We start from the raw sequence: 14590 nt of genomic DNA, 5'->3' as shown, positions 1-14590 counted from the left end.
CTGGAACAGATGCGAACAACACGCGGTTGGACGCTGTCCCTGAGATTGCACGATTCTCGCCGCGCCCCTATCGTGGCGCCTCATGTTTTTCGACCAAACCCCTGAAACAAGGCGGAAAAGCGAATGTCCTCAACCCGCATGATCAAGACCAACGGGGTCGAGCTGTTCGTCCGCGAAGCCGGCCAGGGACCGCTGGTGGTGCTGTGCCATGGCTGGCCGGAACTGTCGTACTCCTGGCGCCACCAGATCCCCGCACTTGCCGCAGCCGGGTTTCACGTCGTCGCCCCTGATATGCGCGGATACGGCCAGAGCGCGGCGCCGCTCGATGTGAACGCCTACTCGATCTTCGATACGGTCGGGGACGTGGTCGGCCTCGTCCAGGCGCTCGGCGAGAGCAAGGCGATGGTGGTCGGCCACGATTGGGGCGCACCGGTCGCCTGGCACGCAGCGCTGTTCCGGCCCGATATCTTCACGGCCGTCGCGGGGCTGAGCGTGCCGCCGCCGTTCCGCGGCCGCGGCAAGCCGCTCGACCTGTTGCGCCAGGGCGGCGTCACCAATTTCTACTGGCAGTATTTCCAGACGCCCGGCGTCGCCGAGGCCGAACTCGAGCGAGACGTCGCACGCACCATGCGCATCGTCCTCGGCGGACGTGGCCTCGCCGATCCCACCGCGGCCATGTTCGTGCAGGAGGGCAAGGGCTTTCTCGGCCATGCGACCGCCGAGGAGCCGCTGCCTGGCTGGCTCAGCGAGGCCGACCTCGCCTATTTCACCGAAAGCTTCCGCAAGTCCGGCTTCCGCGGCGGGCTGAACTGGTACCGGAATATCGACCGCAATTGGGAGCTGACCGCGCCCTGGCAGGACGCGCAGATCCGCCAGCCTTCCCTCTTCATCGCAGGCTCGAAAGACGCGGTGATCACCGGCCTGATCGGGGCCAAGCGCGTCAACGAGCTCGAGCGCGTGCTGCCCAATCTGACGCGCAAGCTGATCCTCGATGGCGCTGGCCATTGGGTGCAGCAGGAGCGGCACGACGAGGTGAACGCGGCCCTCGTCACGTTCTTGAAGGAGAGCACGGCTCAGTAGAGGCCGCGGCCGCTCAGGATGCTGCGGGCCTCGGCGGCGCCGTCCGTCGCGCTCTCGCTCGCGTAGCGGCCGTCCTGGTCATAGGACACCGCGCGGGCGTTCTGGAGCGTCCGGCCCCGGCTGCGGCTCGAGGCCGACATTTCCGAGGTGGCATTGAGCGAGGCCATGTCGGCCGAGCTGCTGCCGAGATTGTACGGTCGTCCCTCCGGCATCGGGACCTCGCCGCGAAGGGCGCCGCGGGTCGAGGACGGCAGCTCCGGCACGAACGGCTTGGCCGAGGCGACGCGGACCATCGAGGGCGATGGCGCCGGAACGCCGGTGCGCAGCGTCGCGAGAAGCTGACGGTCGTCGGAGCCTTCGAGCGGCGCCCGGCCGACATATTCGACCCGGACCTTGGCGACGCCATTGCCTTTGAATTCAAGGAGTTCGGCCGCCCTGTTCGAGACATCGATGAGGCGGTTGCCGTGATAGGGCCCACGGTCATTGACGCGCACGATCAGCGACTTGCCGTTGGAGACGTTGGTGACCCGGGCGTAGGACGGCATCGGCAGGGTCGGATGCGCCGCCGTCAGCGAGGTCATGTCGAACACCTCGCCATTGGCCGTCAGGCGGCCGTGGAAATCATCGCCGTACCAGGACGCCATGCCCTCGGCGCGGTAGTTGACGTCCTCCTCCGGCACGTAGGTCTTGCCCGCCACGACATAGGGCTTGCCGACGCGGTAGGTGCCGCCGCCCTTCGGGACCGGATCGCCCCAGGCCACGACGCGCGGGCTCGAGGATACGCCGTATTTCGGATCGACGCGGCTGGCGAACTTGTTCGAGGAGGCGCAATTGGCGAGCGCAAGGCAGGTCGCGACCGCCGCAACACCGCGCGCGGCCCGCAAAACCGAATCTGACCGACGGATCCCCATGCGCCCCAAATACCACTTCGCCGGAGGCGTACCCAACCCGCTTTGGTGACGGGGAGCGCTGTCCGGTCCTTCAACTTCCGAGGCGGCCCACCACCGCATCGGACGTGGTAAGGATAACGCAACCCGAACGCGGCGGAAATGGGGAGCCCACGGCGATCACGCCGGGATGGTAAACGGGACGTTCGCATTTTTCCGTTGTTCTACGGGACGATGGCGCCCGGGCTGTGCCAGTGCTGGACATTCTGTTGCGCCAAATCCTCACTCCACCCCCATTGTCGCGCCGCTCACCGAAATTCTTTTGACTGTGCAAGGCCGCACGCGTTCTCTCGGACGCAAGGGCGGGATTTGGAATTTAACGATGATCGAGACGGTTTCGGCACTGATGGGTCTGGTAAGCGCGGGGATCTTCCTGGCCCATGCGTTCGAAGGTTACCGCACGAGGGCCTGAAGGCACGCGCGCGGACGGCAAGCATCACCTCTTTCAATGCAGCGCGTTCGGACGGTCTTAGTCGATCCGGTCGCGCATCGAACACGAGAGCGGCAGGTGTCCCATGCGTAACCATGACCTCGTATCCGATGGCTTCCTGGCCTTGACCGCCGGCGGCTTGGTGCTGCTCTGCTCGAGTCTCGTCGCGCTGGCGTTTGCCTGAGGCGCACGTCCTCCCTTCCAATCCGCTCGTTTCCGACGCGGCTCTATTGCGGCGCAGCAAGCAGGCCCGTGCTCCGCTCCCATTCAGTTGATTGAATTATTGCGTGCGGCGCCTCGACCTATTGCAAGAGGCCATCACCAACGAGGGTGACGCAAATGCTTGCCGAGAAATTCTTCCTGGTCCTGGAATCCCTGATCCGCGGCGACCGCACCTATCCGGATGGAAGTCCCCGGGTCATCAGCACCTCCCCGCACGTGCCGGTCAGGCCGACACCGCCGAAATAGCCGACGCGTCCGCCAGCCGGCCACACGCGCCGCTCAGCGCAGACCCAACAGCGAGCGGCGGTAGAAGCTGCCGCGGGCCTCGTTCTGGCAGACGAAGCTGCCATCGAAGCCCTGGCCGTAACGCTTCTGCCCCTTGCGGTAGTAGACGCCCTTCCTGAAGTCGAGCCAGACCACCTTGTCGCGCGGGCAATGACGCTGGGCCTGCGCCTCATAGCGAAACGGCGTCAGCGGCGTCGCCGAGACCTCGGCGCCGCCTGCACCGACCAGCATGGCGCCAGCGCATGCGATTGCGCCGGACCATTTGCCAAAGCCGCTCCGAGACACCCCCACCTCCCGCTCGCCGCCGTCCCCCGACGGCCGGTCGGCACGGTAGCACGAAACGGTCCAGCCTGCGGAAGCGGAAGCGCGCGTCACGTCTTCCGCCAGCCATCTTGTCGGGGTACATGACGGCAAGATCGTCTCGATGCGAGGGTGCTGCCCGAATGTCGGTTGAGCCTGAGACAACAACTGGTCCCCGCCGGCCCTCGCCGCAGCTCGGCCTGTTGCCGATGATCATCTTCGGCTCGCGCTGGCTGCAGCTGCCGCTCTATCTCGGACTGATCGTGGCGCAGTGCGTCTACATCGCGCTGTTCGTCAAGGAGCTCTGGCACCTCTCCTGGCACGCCCTCGACCTCACCGAGCAGCAGATCATGATGAGCGTGCTGGCGCTGATCGACGTCGTGATGATCTCCAATCTGCTCGTGATGGTGATCGTCGGCGGTTACGAGACGTTCGTCTCGCGGCTCGATCTCCAGGGCCATCCCGACGAGCCGGAATGGCTCGGCCACGTCAATGCGAGCGTCCTGAAGATCAAGCTCGCCATGGCCATCATCGGCATCTCCTCCATCGCGCTGCTGCGCACCTTCATCGAGGCCGGCAATCTCGGCTCCAACCGCGCCGGCTTCACCGAGACCGGCGTGATGTGGCAGGTGCTGATCCACATCACGTTCATCGTCTCGGCGCTCGGCATCGCCTATGTTGACAAGCTCAGCGAGTCCGGAATGCGCAAGCGCGCCGAATGAAGCGCTGCTGCAGGTTCAGGGCCGGTCCGCTTCCAGCTGCGCCAATGCCTGATGCAGACATTCCTGAAGCCTCGCGGCGACCTGCTCGCGCGCGATCCCCTTGCCGGCGAGATCGCCCGAAACCTTGCCGACCACATCGTCCATCGTCCGGCTCTCCAGATGGTCCGTCACCAGCGCCGCTGCGTAGCTTGCCGCGGCATCGCCACTGAGCCCGAGCTGGCCTGCGGCCCACAGCCCGAGCAGCTTGTTGGACCGCGCCGTGGCCTTGAACATGAATTCCTCGTCGTGGGCGAATTTGGCTTCAAAGCCCTGCTCGCGCTTGTCGAACGTGGTCATGGTCAGCTCCATTCTGATTCGCTGATGAGGATCGGACTTGCTGGGAGCGAACGTCTCCGTGGTTCAGGTCAGTTTAGGATCATTTGAAGCTTCCTCCCGGAAGCCGAACGGCGTCAAGCCTGCCGAAGCGCCCGCCAGGCCGGTGCACAGGCGGCGCGAGCCCCGCGCCAGCCAGCTCGGCCAAGCTGAGAATGTTTACCATTCGTTAAGCAGACTCAGCGTCGGATGACGACAGAGACATCGAGAGCTGACGCATGAACAGAGAGCTGCGGGAGTTTCGGCGGCTTGAACGGGTCTGCCTGGAGCAGGCCGCCCTCTCCCCCATGGACCTGACGCGAAGCGGACTGCTGAAGGTCGCCGACGATTGTCGGATCGCGGCCGAAGCGATCGAGGCCCAATTGCCTCGCGGGGTCTTTGCGGACGCCGTCCAGGCGTTCAAGCTGGCCTTGAGCGCAAAGGCCAAGCGGCACTAAGTCGGCCGCCGCGGGAGAAGCGATTTGCGAGCTTGGGCGGCGAAGCGCGTTCGCTCAGCCTTTCGCCGCCGCCGCTTCACGCGCCAGCCGCTCGGCCTTCAGCCGTTCCTTGTTGGCGTAGAACGCCTTCTGCGCCGCTTCGTGGTCGCGCATGGCCTTTTCGGCCTCGATCCGGCGCGCCGCATCGCGGGCGTGGCGTTGTTCGGGGGTCAGGGGTTTGCGTCGGAAGGAAAGGTCTTCAGTCATGCCAAGTGAACGTGGCTGCCAGGAAAAAGTTCCGGCCGAGACGGTCGGCCGGTCATGACGTTCCGCGAAAACAACCCCATGCACAGTAGTTAAGCCCCTCTTCTGCAACGCTTTTTTCTAAACGACTCAAGCGTCCACTTGCCGACTGGCAAACAGCGGCATCTGTGAGCCGCAAGCGACGTGATCCGCTCGCAGGAACCATCAGATCGCGATGTCCGCAATCACGGGCAAATGGTCCGAATAGGCGCGCGCTTCCTCGTCGGTCCAGACTTTCCCGAACCGGCTGTCCCGCGTTGCATAGATGCGGTCGAGCCGAAGCAACGGCAGATGCGCCGGAAAGGTGCGCAGCCGCGTCCGGTTCGGGCAGACCTGCGCGAGCACGCGCCGCACCGATTTTACCCAGAACCAGTCGTTGAAATCGCCGAGCACGACGGTTCTTTCTGGCTTCACCAGGCTCACCAGGGCCTGAGCCTGCTCGTAACGCTCGTGGATGCTCAGGCCGAGATGCGTGGCAACCACACGGAATTCGCCGAAAGGCGTCTGCAATCCCGTGGCAATCGCCCTGCGCGGCTCTCGCTCCCGATAGGACACGTCGACGATCTCGGGCACGCCGGAGAACGGAAAGCGGCTCATGAGCATCTGCCCGTAGTCACCGTCCTCCGTGACAATCGACTTGGCATGAACGCCATGATCGCCGACGACCCGTGCCAGCTTCGCAAACGGATCGTCCGACCGCGATCGGGAATCCACCTCCTGAAGCGCGACGACGTCCGGCGACCATTTGCGAATGATCGAGCAAACCCCCTCCAGATCGAACGTCGGATTGAGATTGAAGGTGCCGTGCACATTCCACGTCATGAAACGCACCGGCATCAACGTCTCCCGGCAAGCCAGGTCGCGACGAACTGTGCGCCCGCGCAGATCCCGAGCCATCCCAGGAACGCCAGTGCCAGCAGCGCGATGTTGCTCAAGGACGCATTCCTGGCCAGATCTGCGATCTGCGCTCCCAGAACGGCCATGGCGAGAATTCCGGGCATCATGCCCAGCAGCGTTCCAACCATGAAATCACGAAGCGGCAGCGTGCTCGCGCCAGCCGCGACGTTCACCAGCGAGAATGGTGCGATCGGAATCATCCGGATGACCACGACGGCCAAAATTCCCTTGCCGACAACCCGTTCCTGGATGCGCGCGGCACGGCGTCCCAGCAAGCGCTGAAGACGTTCTCGGCCCAGGAACCGTCCGATCGCAAAAAGCATGAGCGCGCTGAGCAAGACGCCCGCCATGGCGGTGACGAAACCCAGCCATGGCCCAAGTGCGGCAGCAGTCGCAGCGATGAGGACGAGAACCGGAAAGATCACCAGCCCGCCGAGGACGAAGGCCGCGATCGCGAATGGCGGTCCCCAGCCGGACTGCGCATAGGCAGACAGGAACGACGAGAGATGGCCCGCATCGGCGTAATCGCTCAAGGACGTGTACGACCAGGCCAGCGCCAGTCCAAGAAGCGCCAGCGCGATCGAGGCGATCCCGATGATCGTCTTCGTGCTCCACATGCGAGATGCCGCGCGTTCCAGATGAAGCGGCAGCTCAGGGTCCGCCACCGGCTGAACCAGGGTGGCCAGCGTGCTGGTCAGGACCGAGGACTCCACTTTTCGCAGCGTCTTCGCCCCACCCGTTTTCGACACCTGGTCCAGCAGAGCGAACAGCCGATGCTCGTTCTGCGTGACGGCCTGCTCGTCGAGACCACAGAAATGAGCGATGAGACGACGGCGGACGGACGCGATGAAATCCCGATGCTCCTCGGATTCAGCTTCAAAAATCAGGTCGCATTCGCTGTCGGCGCCCATGGAACGATTGTTCAAATTGGCCGAGCCGATCCGCAGGATCCTGTCATCGACGACCATGAGCTTGCTGTGCACCATCACGGCGGCTTCCTTGTTCCCGCTGCGGGAAACCGGATAGACGAAGCGGATGCGATCGGCGATGCCAGCCGCGCTGAAACAGTCGATGAAGGCGCCACGGCCGTTCTGCATGGCCTGGGATTCCAGCCACGAGGAATGCAGTTTCGGCGCGACGACCAGAACCCGAAGCGACGGCACGCGACGCATCTGCTCCGCCAACTCGCTCGCCATCCTGGTCGCGCTGGTGAACTGATTTTCGATGTACACGAAGCTCGTTGCCGACCGGATCGCCGCAATGAAGGAGCGTTCGACCTCCCTGATGGTCGAGCCTGCCGGACAGACCACCTCGGTCCTGGCAATCCCGACCGGCAAATGCTCGGCCTCGACAGGCACGCTCGCCGGCCAGCGACCATTCCTCAGCGCGCGCCGTTCATCGACCTGTTGGCCTGCCGCACGCCAGCGTTGCTCCGCAAGGGCGAACAGCTGCTCAGCGGCCTCGCCGTCGACGAGGCACTGAACATCGTGAAACGGCGGATACGGCTTGCGCTGAGGGTCGCAGCGCATGGCGTTGTCGGCGCGGTGGTCACTCGTGTCCCAGCGCCTGATCGTCAGATCGAGCCCGCCGACGAACGCCAGTGATCCGTCGACACAGACGATCTTCTGGTGTTGCGCCGAACCGAACGGAAGCGTGGCGTCCAGATGAAACCGGACTCGGCCGTCGGTGTCGGCGATGAATTTCGCCGCGGAATTCCACTCCCTCTCGGAGGCGTAAAACGAGACGAAGTCCCAGACGAGAATATTGATGCGCAAGGCGGGCCGGCGCTGCACCAGGGCGCGCAGGAAGGGACCAAGCTCCTCAGGCAGGCCATCATCCGCACGTCCCGCGGCTCCGACCAGGCGCGTCCTGCTATGGATATCCCATCCGATGATGTAGACGAGATCCTGCGCCTCCAGCAGGGCCTCCCGCAGGGCTGCGAAATAGGCAGCGGCATCGTTCAGAACCGCCACGCGCCGCGCCCTGCACCGTCGCCAGACGGTGTCGCCGGGAGTCAGTGTCGATGCGCTCTGAAGCAGGTGGACCTCGCAATTCGCGTTTGCGTCTAAACGCGCTGGAGGCTCAAGGGGTTCCACGCCGTCAACGGCTGCGGTTCGATGCAAATGCCGGACGTCCGGCGCTCACTGGGCCCATCGCACAATTCGTCATCTGGTGCGGACAAACTTCGCACCGGCGCTCCTCAACACTTCCACAATTTTCTCAGGGGCGTCGCCGTGAAAATCGACCGAAACCTCGATCAGGCCTTCCAGCTTCTGCCGCCCCTCCGGCGCGGGCGCAGTCTTGACGTCGGGACCTGCCGGGCGTGTTCCCACCGTATTCGCATCGCCGACGGGCTGGACGAAGACGTCGCCTCGCGGCACGCCGCATTCCTGCACGACATGCTCAACCGCAAGCTCGGCGCCGCGGCGCGTGTCGAATTCTCCAATGATGGTGCTCTCCAAGGCTGCTCTCCGTGTGGTCTCGCGTGCGGACAACAGGCGAGCTGGGGTCAGGTTCCTGAAGCTGAGCGAGCGGCATCTCAAGGGCAGTGGCGTTCCTGACGCGTCGCGCGTCATTGAGACAGGTCAACACGAGCAGGCCGAGGCTCTGGAAAACTGACCTCGGCAAATCAACGGAGGCCGCCATGTCACAGCAGAGCAGCATGCATTTCTATCTCAACTGGGCCAAGGAGCGGATCGACGAAATGGATGCGGCATTGGCCTCGTTCGAGATCAAGGCAGGCCAGGCCAAGGCCGAGTCCAAGGTGAAGACCGATCAGCTCCTGTCCGATCTGACCAAGCGCCGCGACGAGTTTCAGGCGCTGCTCAAGGCCAAGGCGCAGGCGGGTGAAGCGGCGTGGGCGGATGCCAAGGCCGAGTTGGAACGGCAATGGGCTGGTTTCGAAGCCCAGATGAAGACCTACTTCGAAGGCGCCGGCAAACAGCTCGAGCAGCAGCAGGCCACGTTCAGAGATCTTGCGGCTGCGCAGGCCAAGGCCTGGGGCGAAGCCGCAGAGAAATTCCGCGAGGCCGCAGGCAAGGTCACTGCTGCCCGCACCGTCGACATCGACGCCGCGCTCAAGCAGATGAAGTCCGACGCCTCCGAAGCCGAAGCGCGCCTGCAGAAGCTGAAGCAGGCGGGCAGCGAGTCCTGGTCGGTGATGAGCGCCGCCCTCGCCGAATCCCGCAAGGCATTCGATCAAGCGAACAAGGCCGCGTGGGACGCGCTGAAGGGCGGTGATGCGAAGAGGTGAAGGTGGGCTTCAGTTGATGCCCCGGGCTTTCCAGCGCAGGCTAGTGCAACACCCGTCCGGCTTCGGCGCGCCGGACCCTTTCTCGCAGCTCCTCGAGCTCTTCGATCGAGTCCAACAGTCTCACCAGCTCGCGGGCAATATGTGTCAAACCGGACTTGGATTGCTTTAAGATACGAACTCGCTGTGCCATCGGTGCACGCCTCCATGCTTGGGCAAGTCCAATTGGCAAGGAGCGTGCCACCCCATGAAGGGAACTTAGGGCGATTTATGGCGGAAGGGGTGGGATTCGAACCCACGGTACCCTTGCGGGCACGCCGGTTTTCAAGACCGGTGCCTTAAACCACTCGGCCACCCTTCCTGAGCCTGGAATGGCTGTCGCTTAACCCAGTCGCCCGCCCAAGGCAACGCGAAGTTGGCCTGCCCTCGCCTCCGGCCTGTTGTCAGGCAAGCGTCAGCCTGTTCGCTTAGGCTGTACCTTCGGCAAATCCGCGGACACCGGCGACATCTCCCAGGGCGTCGCCGGTTGCGAGGCCCGGCCGGATTGGTCTCCATACCCGGGCCTCGTTTTGCGCTTCGCCAAAAGCAAACGGCGCCCCGTGGGGAGCGCCGCTCGAAGCCGGTTATCGTGCGCGCGCGTCAGTAGCCGCAGGAGGCGCAGTTCATCTGCACCGGGGCGTAATAGGAATAGCCCGGCGAGACCATCTCAACGCGCTGGCGGGTGGCGTATTGCGGCGGGATGCGCTCGTACTGGACGCTCGGCGGCGCCACCATCACGGTCTGCGGCACCATCACGGTGCGATACTGCGCCGGCGTGCGATGCGCGACGACGGAGCCAGGCGAGACCATCACGGTCTCGTCGACGGTGCGGTATTGCGGCGGCACGTATTGCTGCTGGTAGCAGGTCGTGCACGGCGGCGGCGTGTAGCAATTGTAGCAGCCGGCGGAGGCTGCGCCCGTCATGGAAATCGCGGCGACGGCCGTGGAGAAGACAACGGCGAGAGTACGAGACATTGCGGAGGTGCCCCAGTTGCCCGAAATGGATTTGCGAAGGTGGCCGCGAGTATACGCCGCAAAATCCAGGGCTGCTGAAGTTCATCAAGGCATCCTTAATGCGAATGGCACGCTTTCGCCGGACGTTCAGAACTCATTGACCATCGCGCGAAGGACAGACGACGCGGCGCCTTCAGAACGCGCAAAGGCGATCTCGGATCGGCATCGCGGCGCGCGCGCCGACCGCATCGGGCCGAATGACGGGCCGCCCGTCCGCGTGGCTCTGGGATCACACCCGCCGAAAATCCGTCAATCCTCGCGGTTGATGACCGCAACTTGTGCATCTATCTCGCCCAGGTTGCGGCTCACCCTGCTGACCCGCGTGGCCGGATCTGACATGATCCGTCGCAAAGAATCGTCGGCCGGCACCTTAGGATTGCCGAGCTGTCGGCAGGGGTTGGCGGATGCATCTTTGGTCAGTGTCGCGGCGCGACCGGTGCGCCTTGGGCGGCAAGCTCTCATCTGGTAACAAGTCTGCCCTGCTTGCGGTCTTCGCGGCCGCATCCATCGCAATCGTCGCCGCGCATCCCGGCAGCGCCCTCGCCGCCTGCGCCGTGACGGCTGGTCCCAACACGGTCACCTGCAACAGCACGGTCACGACGAACACGGTCAATACGAACGCGGCAAGCGCCTCATCGACCGACCGGACCCAGGCGTTCAGCACGGGTTCGGTGAGCGCCACAATCAATGCCGGCCAGACGGTCAGTGGCTATGGGCTCGCCATCGCCGCGAGCGGGGGCGACGTCAACGTCGTCAACAACGGCGCCCTGACCACCAATCAGCCGGCGAGTGCGCTGGCCGTCAGCACCAGCGCCGGCAGCATCACCTATTCCGGCAACGGCAGCGCCAGCAACCTGGCTGGCAATTCGCCCGGTCTCACCTTCCTCGCCTCCGGCAGCATCACCATCGGGACTAGCGGGACGCCCGTGACACCGAATTTCCAGGGGTCGACCGCCATTGTCGCGTCCGCGTCGAACGCGATCAACCTGGCCCTGAACGGCGGGTCGCTGACGACGCTCTGGCCGGGCGGCGGCGGCGCGCTGCTCAGCGGCGGTGACGTGTCCGTGGCATGGACCGGCAACGGCGCCATCATCAACGCGAGCGGCGCCACCGCCAACAGAGGCTTCGACATCTTCGGGACCGGAGCCCTGACCGTCAGTTCGAATGCCACGATCGGCGGCGCCAGCGCCGCCACGTCGTTCCAGACCGGCATCCTGGCGTCCGCCTTCGGTGCCACGGGCAATGGGGACGTCAACGTCAACCAGACCGGCGGCACAATCTTCGCGACCAACCGGGGCATCATCGCAAGCATCGGCCCGACGGGATCAGGGACTGTCGCGGTCAACACGGCATCCACCAGCGCGATCACGCTCACCGACCCGGCAGCCTACGGCATCCAGGCCGACACGAGCGGCACCGGAGCCGTGACCGTGCAGCAGGGGGGTGCGATCACTGGAGGCGATATCGGCATCAACGCGGTGATCTCCAATGCCGCAAATTCCCGCGATATCACCATCACCAGCAGCGGCACTATCGATGTCGCATCGACGGGCATCAACGCAGCCACGGCCGGAAGCGGCAACATCAACATTACCACGTCCGGCAACATCCAAGGACCCTTCGGCGGCGGTATCATCGCCAATGCCGTCGATGGCCGCATCACCGTCAACGTGAATGCCGGCACCGTCCTCGGCAGCGCCGGGGGCTTCACCACCCCGGGCATCGGCGCGACTGCATCCGGCAGCGGCGGCGCGACCATCAACATCGCCGCGGGCGCGACCGTCGCCGCATCCCAGTTCATCGGCATCACGGTCAACGGCACGAACAACATCATCAACAATTTCGGCACCATCAGCGGGGACGGAGGTGTCCGTGCCTTCGGTGCCACGACCATCGTCAATGCCGGCACGATCGCGGCGTTTTTCGAGGCGGTGCGGTTCGACAACGCCGGAAGCACGCTGGAGATGCAGGGCCCCGGCGCCACGCTCACCGGCCTGGTCGTCGGCAGCGGCGCCGATACGATCCGCTTCTCCGGCACGGGGGCGAACACGTTCAATGCAAGCCAGATCGACACCGGCTGGGGGCTGATCGATAAGACAGGCTCCTCGAACTGGGCGCTCACGGGAACGTCGACGACGACCGCATTCGTGACGATCAATGGCGGTACCTTGTCGGTGAACGGCGACATGACCTCGACCGGCGGCTTCACGGTGAATGCCGGCGGCACGCTCGGCGGCACCGGCATGGTGTCGTCGACCATCATCAACGCCGGCGGCTCGCTCGCGCCAGGCAACTCGATCGGCACGATGACGGTGAGTGGCAATCTCACCTTCACCGGTGGCAGTAATTACGTCGTCGAGGTCTCGCCGGCCACGGCGGACCGCACCAATGTGACCGGTAACGCGACCCTCGCCGGCACGCTGCGCGCCATCGGCACCGGCGGGGCCTATACGGCGGGCACGCATTACACCGTGCTCAACGCCACAGGCACACTCGGCGGGACCTTCGGAGCGCTGACCGTTTCGGGCAATTTCGGCGCCACGCGGCCGCATATCGAGTACGACGCGAATAACGTCTATCTCGTGCTCGACCAGGCGCTCGTCTCGCCGTTTTTGGTCAACGGCACCCGCAACCAGATCGCGACCGCAGGCGCGGTCGATTCCGCCTTTCTCGGCGGCAGCAGCGCATTCTCGGCGCTGATCGGATTGACTTCGCCGCAGCTCAACGCCGCGCTGGATCAATTGTCGGGCGAGGTGCACGCCTCCACGGTCGGGACTCTGGCGAACGACAGCCTGGCAATGCGCGGCGCGATCCTCGGCCGCTTGCGGCAGGCCTCGTATGGCGGTGACATGGACTTCATGGGCGCGTTCTCGCTTGGCGGCCCCCAGACCGCGTTCGCCGCCTACGCCATGGAGACCGCCCTCGCCTACGGCAAATCGCCTGTGGCGACCAAAGCGCCGATGGCGCCGCCGCGGCCGATCTCCGACACCGTGTTCTGGGCTCAGGGCCTGGGCGCCTGGGGCACGTTCAGCGGCGACGGCAATGCAACCGGCGTGCGGCGTGATCTCGCCGGCTTCATCACTGGCTTCGATACGCGCGTCGGCGGCGCCGGCCGTCTCGGCCTGGCCGCAGGCTATACCGGCACCAAGAACTTGCTCGACGGTCGCGGCTCTTCGAACGTCGATACCGCCCACATCGCCGGCTATGGCGGCTGGCGCTTCGGCAACATCAATCTGCGGGCGGGCGGCGCCTATGCATTGCACAAGATCGATACCGATCGGATGGTGAACATCGTCGGCTTGGCCGATCGCCTGACCTCGCGGACTGACGGCAGCACCGGGCAGATCTTCGGCGAGCTCGGCTACGGCGTCGCATTCGGCAAGGTGGCGTTTGAGCCCTTCGCTGGGGCCGCGTGGGTGCGCGTGCATATCGATGCGACCGCCGAGCTCGGCGGTCCGGCGGCACTGAACGTTGCGGCGCAGACCTTCGAAACCGGCTATGCGACGCTCGGCGCGCGCGCCGCCACTTTCGTGCCGCTGGCGCCCGACATGACGCTGATCCCGAGGGCGACCGTCGCCTGGCAGCATGCCTTCAACAACGTGACCCCGGCCGCCGTGATGGCGTTCCAGGTCGCGCCGGCATCGTTCACGATCGCCGGTGCGCCGATCGCGCGCGATTCGCTGCTCACCGAAGCGGGCTTCGATCTTTCGTTCGGCCGACACATCACGGTCGGCCTCTCCTATGTGGGCCAGATCGGCAACACCGTCACCGATCACGCTGCCAAGGGCAAATTCTCCTGGGCGTTCTAGCCTACTTCGCGCGCCGCTGGTGCTGAGCGCGGCCTGGCCTGCAGCGCCGTCGCGACGGCCCTCGACAGTCGAGCTTCAACGCCTCGCTGCTCTTTCCAGGAACTCCAGCAGCGAGGGATCGGTCTCCTCGAGCTCGACGAAGCGGCGGCGCAGCTCATCGGCGATTTCGGCGGTGGCATCCCGCGACCATCCCTCCGCGGTATTGAAGGCCACGATCCGTGTGGGATGGAGATACTGCCCCTCGGCGAGATGCCTGAGCAGGGTCGCGCGATTGGCGTCCTCCTCGGCCGTCTCACACCAGGCCCGGCCCAGCCGGCGGCCGAAGTCATCGAGCACGAGATAGACGTCCCGGTCTGTCGTGATTTGCGGCACGAGTGAGGGAGAATGACTCATGGCTAACTCCGCTACTGGAAATCCGGACTTGTGCGGACGGATCTCGATACGGCGACCGCCTCGGCCGAATTCGGAAAAAGGGATTTCGACGATTTTTCACAATGGCACAAT

The 14590-nt window shown here is 64.9% G+C and carries 15 protein-coding genes and 1 tRNA gene; 6 read left to right on the top strand and 10 right to left on the bottom strand.

Translation table 11 applies throughout. The features are described 5' to 3' along the window. Positions 1-123 precede the first annotated feature (123 nt). On the top strand, positions 124-1080 hold the full coding sequence (locus ACNJYA_RS19540; protein WP_172788936.1) for an alpha/beta fold hydrolase: 957 nt from the start codon (positions 124-126) through the stop codon (positions 1078-1080). On the opposite strand, the gene ACNJYA_RS19535 is transcribed toward ACNJYA_RS19540, so the two are convergent. Then, positions 1074-1991, bottom strand: coding sequence for a septal ring lytic transglycosylase RlpA family protein (locus ACNJYA_RS19535; protein WP_439363016.1), 918 nt, complete (start codon positions 1989-1991; stop codon positions 1074-1076). The two genes, ACNJYA_RS19540 and ACNJYA_RS19535, sit on opposite strands and share 7 nt — an antisense overlap. Positions 1992-2796: 805 nt before the next feature. Between ACNJYA_RS19535 and ACNJYA_RS19530 the strand changes: the two genes are divergently transcribed. Next, positions 2797-2925 (top strand): hypothetical protein, encoded by a 129-nt coding sequence (locus ACNJYA_RS19530; RefSeq protein ID WP_256375401.1) that lies wholly within the window; start codon positions 2797-2799, stop codon positions 2923-2925. A gap of 33 nt (positions 2926-2958) precedes the next feature. Here the strand turns inward: ACNJYA_RS19530 and ACNJYA_RS19525 are convergent, their stop codons facing one another. Then, the gene (locus tag ACNJYA_RS19525; protein WP_210268518.1) at positions 2959-3195 is read right to left on the bottom strand and encodes a hypothetical protein; all 237 of its coding nucleotides are present in this window, start codon (positions 3193-3195) and stop codon (positions 2959-2961) included. 212 nt (positions 3196-3407) lie between these two features. On the opposite strand from ACNJYA_RS19525, the gene ACNJYA_RS19520 reads away from it, so the two are divergent. Next, a complete protein-coding gene (locus tag ACNJYA_RS19520) occupies positions 3408-3986 on the top strand; it encodes a TIGR00645 family protein (RefSeq protein ID WP_439363015.1) in 579 nt (192 codons plus the stop codon). 15 nt (positions 3987-4001) lie between these two features. On the opposite strand, the gene ACNJYA_RS19515 is transcribed toward ACNJYA_RS19520, so the two are convergent. Next, a complete protein-coding gene (locus ACNJYA_RS19515; protein WP_212257082.1) occupies positions 4002-4322 on the bottom strand; it encodes a DUF1476 domain-containing protein in 321 nt (106 codons plus the stop codon). A gap of 254 nt (positions 4323-4576) precedes the next feature. On the opposite strand from ACNJYA_RS19515, the gene ACNJYA_RS19510 reads away from it, so the two are divergent. Then, on the top strand, positions 4577-4795 hold the full coding sequence (locus tag ACNJYA_RS19510; protein WP_212257083.1) for a hypothetical protein: 219 nt from the start codon (positions 4577-4579) through the stop codon (positions 4793-4795). 54 nt (positions 4796-4849) lie between these two features. On the opposite strand, the gene ACNJYA_RS19505 is transcribed toward ACNJYA_RS19510, so the two are convergent. The 4 genes from ACNJYA_RS19505 to ACNJYA_RS19490 form a co-directional block, all read right to left on the bottom strand. Further along, positions 4850-5041, bottom strand: coding sequence for a hypothetical protein (locus tag ACNJYA_RS19505; RefSeq protein WP_035999201.1), 192 nt, complete (start codon positions 5039-5041; stop codon positions 4850-4852). 201 nt (positions 5042-5242) lie between these two features. Continuing rightward, the gene (locus ACNJYA_RS19500; RefSeq protein ID WP_439400571.1) at positions 5243-5914 is read right to left on the bottom strand and encodes an endonuclease/exonuclease/phosphatase family protein; all 672 of its coding nucleotides are present in this window, start codon (positions 5912-5914) and stop codon (positions 5243-5245) included. Beyond that, entirely contained in the window at positions 5914-8070 is a 2157-nt protein-coding gene (locus ACNJYA_RS19495; protein WP_439400570.1) for a VTT domain-containing protein, read from the bottom strand. Before ACNJYA_RS19495 ends, ACNJYA_RS19500 begins: the two co-directional genes overlap by 1 nt. Before the next feature lie 69 nt (positions 8071-8139). Further along, positions 8140-8436, bottom strand: a complete 297-nt coding sequence (locus ACNJYA_RS19490) for a hypothetical protein (RefSeq protein ID WP_439400569.1) — start codon at positions 8434-8436, stop codon at positions 8140-8142. Positions 8437-8618: 182 nt separating this feature from the next. Here ACNJYA_RS19490 and ACNJYA_RS19485 point away from each other — a divergent pair, with 182 nt between their 5' ends. After that, positions 8619-9227 carry a hypothetical protein gene (locus tag ACNJYA_RS19485; protein ID WP_439400568.1) on the top strand — a complete coding sequence of 203 codons (609 nt, stop codon included), beginning with the start codon at positions 8619-8621 and terminating at the stop codon, positions 9225-9227. A 268-nt stretch (positions 9228-9495) separates the two neighbouring features. On the opposite strand, the gene ACNJYA_RS19480 is transcribed toward ACNJYA_RS19485, so the two are convergent. Both ACNJYA_RS19480 and ACNJYA_RS19475 read right to left on the bottom strand, forming a co-directional pair. Next, a tRNA-Ser gene (locus tag ACNJYA_RS19480) sits at positions 9496-9585 on the bottom strand. A 278-nt stretch (positions 9586-9863) separates the two neighbouring features. After that, complete coding sequence (locus tag ACNJYA_RS19475; protein ID WP_036028057.1) at positions 9864-10187, bottom strand: hypothetical protein; 324 nt, start codon at positions 10185-10187, stop codon at positions 9864-9866. A 494-nt stretch (positions 10188-10681) separates the two neighbouring features. Between ACNJYA_RS19475 and ACNJYA_RS19470 the strand changes: the two genes are divergently transcribed. Further along, positions 10682-14086, top strand: coding sequence for an autotransporter outer membrane beta-barrel domain-containing protein (locus ACNJYA_RS19470; protein ID WP_439400567.1), 3405 nt, complete (start codon positions 10682-10684; stop codon positions 14084-14086). 75 nt (positions 14087-14161) lie between these two features. On the opposite strand, the gene ACNJYA_RS19465 is transcribed toward ACNJYA_RS19470, so the two are convergent. After that, entirely contained in the window at positions 14162-14479 is a 318-nt protein-coding gene (locus ACNJYA_RS19465; RefSeq protein ID WP_172788926.1) for a hypothetical protein, read from the bottom strand. Positions 14480-14590 lie beyond the last annotated feature (111 nt).

This window comes from Bradyrhizobium sp. BLXBL-01 (assembly GCF_051853025.1).
In the GTDB taxonomy this organism is placed as follows: domain Bacteria; phylum Pseudomonadota; class Alphaproteobacteria; order Rhizobiales; family Xanthobacteraceae; genus Bradyrhizobium.
Note: the sequence above shows the minus strand (reverse complement) of the source record. Positions and strands in the feature narration are given on the sequence as shown.

Bases quoted from the DNA above. Each gene is read 5' to 3' on its own strand.
- ACNJYA_RS19540 (WP_172788936.1), top strand. From the start codon at position 124: ATGTCCTCAACCCGCATGATCAAGACCAACGGGGTCGAGCTGTTCGTC.
- ACNJYA_RS19535 (WP_439363016.1), bottom strand. From the start codon at position 1,991: ATGGGGATCCGTCGGTCAGATTCGGTTTTGCGGGCCGCGCGCGGTGTT.
- ACNJYA_RS19530 (WP_256375401.1), top strand. From the start codon at position 2,797: ATGCTTGCCGAGAAATTCTTCCTGGTCCTGGAATCCCTGATCCGCGGC.
- ACNJYA_RS19525 (WP_210268518.1), bottom strand. From the start codon at position 3,195: ATGCTGGTCGGTGCAGGCGGCGCCGAGGTCTCGGCGACGCCGCTGACG.
- ACNJYA_RS19520 (WP_439363015.1), top strand. From the start codon at position 3,408: ATGTCGGTTGAGCCTGAGACAACAACTGGTCCCCGCCGGCCCTCGCCG.
- ACNJYA_RS19515 (WP_212257082.1), bottom strand. From the start codon at position 4,322: ATGACCACGTTCGACAAGCGCGAGCAGGGCTTTGAAGCCAAATTCGCC.
- ACNJYA_RS19510 (WP_212257083.1), top strand. From the start codon at position 4,577: ATGAACAGAGAGCTGCGGGAGTTTCGGCGGCTTGAACGGGTCTGCCTG.
- ACNJYA_RS19505 (WP_035999201.1), bottom strand. From the start codon at position 5,041: ATGACTGAAGACCTTTCCTTCCGACGCAAACCCCTGACCCCCGAACAA.
- ACNJYA_RS19500 (WP_439400571.1), bottom strand. From the start codon at position 5,914: ATGCCGGTGCGTTTCATGACGTGGAATGTGCACGGCACCTTCAATCTC.
- ACNJYA_RS19485 (WP_439400568.1), top strand. From the start codon at position 8,619: ATGTCACAGCAGAGCAGCATGCATTTCTATCTCAACTGGGCCAAGGAG.
- ACNJYA_RS19475 (WP_036028057.1), bottom strand. From the start codon at position 10,187: ATGACGGGCGCAGCCTCCGCCGGCTGCTACAATTGCTACACGCCGCCG.
- ACNJYA_RS19470 (WP_439400567.1), top strand. From the start codon at position 10,682: ATGCATCTTTGGTCAGTGTCGCGGCGCGACCGGTGCGCCTTGGGCGGC.
- ACNJYA_RS19465 (WP_172788926.1), bottom strand. From the start codon at position 14,479: ATGAGTCATTCTCCCTCACTCGTGCCGCAAATCACGACAGACCGGGAC.